The organism is Stenotrophomonas sp. 2YAF22 (genome assembly GCF_052114665.1).
Lineage (GTDB): Bacteria > Pseudomonadota > Gammaproteobacteria > Xanthomonadales > Xanthomonadaceae > Stenotrophomonas > Stenotrophomonas indicatrix.
The window spans coordinates 1-1,674 of sequence record NZ_JBFRFE010000773.1 but is presented as its reverse complement, the minus strand read 5'-3'; the positions used below and the strand labels follow the sequence as shown (position 1 = coordinate 1,674).

The window sequence follows — 1,674 nt, the reverse complement described above, 5'->3', positions numbered from 1 at the left end:
GCCTGGCGCTGGACCTGGACGAGCACGAACTGGCCGTGGCCGCATTCTGGCTGGAACACTGCGACGATGCCGGCTACCTGCAGGCACCGCTGGCGCAGCTGCAGCTGCTGGCCAGTGCGCAGTTCGACATCGATGCCGACGGCGTTGAAGCTGTCCGCCAGCACCTGCTGCAGGGCGAGCCGGCCGGCATGGCCGCGCAGGACCTGCGCGAATCGCTGCTGGCCCAGCTGTGCAGCCTGCACGGCGTGGTGCCGGCCCGGCATCTGGCTGCGCGCATCCTGCAGGGCGCGCTCGATGCCTTGGCCGCGCACGACTACCCCGCCCTCGCCCGCCAGCACGATGCCGAGATCGAGGACGTGCGCGAAGCCGTCCGCCTGATCCTGTCGCTGCAGCCGCGCCCGGGCGACAGCCTRCTGCCCGAGCGCAATGCAGTGGTGGTGCCGGACGTGGTCGCCTGGCACGCCGACGAACAATGGAAGGTGGCGCTGAACCCGGCCACCAGCCGCCGGGTGTCGATCAACAGCCAGTACGAGCAGGCCCTGGCCGACAGCGGCGAGGCAGCCCCGGCCCTGCGCGAGATGCTGCAGGAGGCACGCTGGTTCAGCCGCGGCCTGTCGATGCGTTACGACACCCTGCTGCGCACCGCGCGGGTGATCGTCGAGCGCCAGGCAGCCTTCCTGGTGCGTGGCGAGGAAGCCATGGCACCGCTGACCCTGAAGGAAGTAGCCGAAGAAATCGGCATGCACGAATCCACCGTTTCGCGCATCACCACCGGCAAGTACCTGCAGACCCCGCGCGGCACCTTCGAACTCAAGCACTTCTTCGCCGTGCGCCTGGAAGGGGCCAGCGTGTCCGGCCAGGCGGTCAAGGCCATGGTCCGCCGCCTGATCGACGCCGAACCGGCCGGACGCCCGCTGGCGGACGAGGCCATCGCTGGCCTGCTGTCCCGCCAAGGGGTGAACATTGCCCGTCGAACCGTCGCAAAATACCGCGAACAACTGGATATCGCCCCGGCCCGCGAACGGCGCCGGGTCAACGCCAGGCAACCGCAGCTGGCCCGGGTGGGCTGAAAAGGATGTTGGACATGAACAAGCTCACAGTTCTGCTGGTCGATGACCATGAGGGCTTCATCAACGCGGCCATGCGCCACTTCCGCAAGATCGACTGGCTGCAGATCGTCGGCAGCGCCGGCAACGGCCTGGAAGCGATCGAGCGCTCGGAAAGCCTGCGCCCGCAGGTGGTGCTGATGGATCTGGCGATGCCGGAAATGGGCGGCCTGCAGGCCACCCGCCTGATCAAGTCGCAGGATGATGCACCGTACATCGTGATCGCCAGCCACTTCGATGACGTCGAGCATCGCGAGCACGCACTGCGCGCCGGCGCCGACAACTTCGTCAGCAAGCTGTCCTACATCCAGGAAGTCATGCCGATCCTGGAAGGCCTCAGGGAGGAACGGTCGTGAGCGAATCGCGCATCCTGGTACTGGACAACGACGCGGTGCGTGCCGAGCGCACCGTGGCCCTGCTGGAATTCATGGACTTCAACCCGCGCTGGGTTTCCGACGCGGCCGATTTCGACCTGACGCGCCAGCGCCAGAACGACTGGATGGCGGTGATCGTCGGCAGCCTGGACGACAGTGCCGCCAGCACCGCCCTGTACGCCTGGCTGGGTGGC

2 protein-coding genes and 1 pseudogene are annotated in these 1,674 nt (G+C 67.7%); all 3 read left to right on the top strand.

The features are described from left to right. Positions 1–1,070: RNA polymerase factor sigma-54 (gene rpoN, locus AB4Y84_RS20995; RefSeq protein ID WP_442250853.1), on the top strand; the 1,070-nt coding region annotated here is incomplete at its 5' end. A 14-nt stretch (positions 1,071–1,084) separates the two neighbouring features. Continuing rightward, the gene (locus AB4Y84_RS20990) at positions 1,085–1,462 is read left to right on the top strand and encodes a response regulator (RefSeq protein ID WP_025879000.1); all 378 of its coding nucleotides are present in this window, start codon (positions 1,085–1,087) and stop codon (positions 1,460–1,462) included. Continuing rightward, a pseudogene (locus AB4Y84_RS20985) lies at positions 1,459–1,674 on the top strand (AAA family ATPase); the annotation flags it as partial. The gene AB4Y84_RS20990 and the pseudogene AB4Y84_RS20985, both read left to right, overlap by 4 nt.

Coding starts and splice junctions, on each gene's coding strand:
- AB4Y84_RS20990 (WP_025879000.1), top strand. CDS start 1,085: ATGAACAAGCTCACAGTTCTGCTGGTCGATGACCATGAGGGCTTCATC.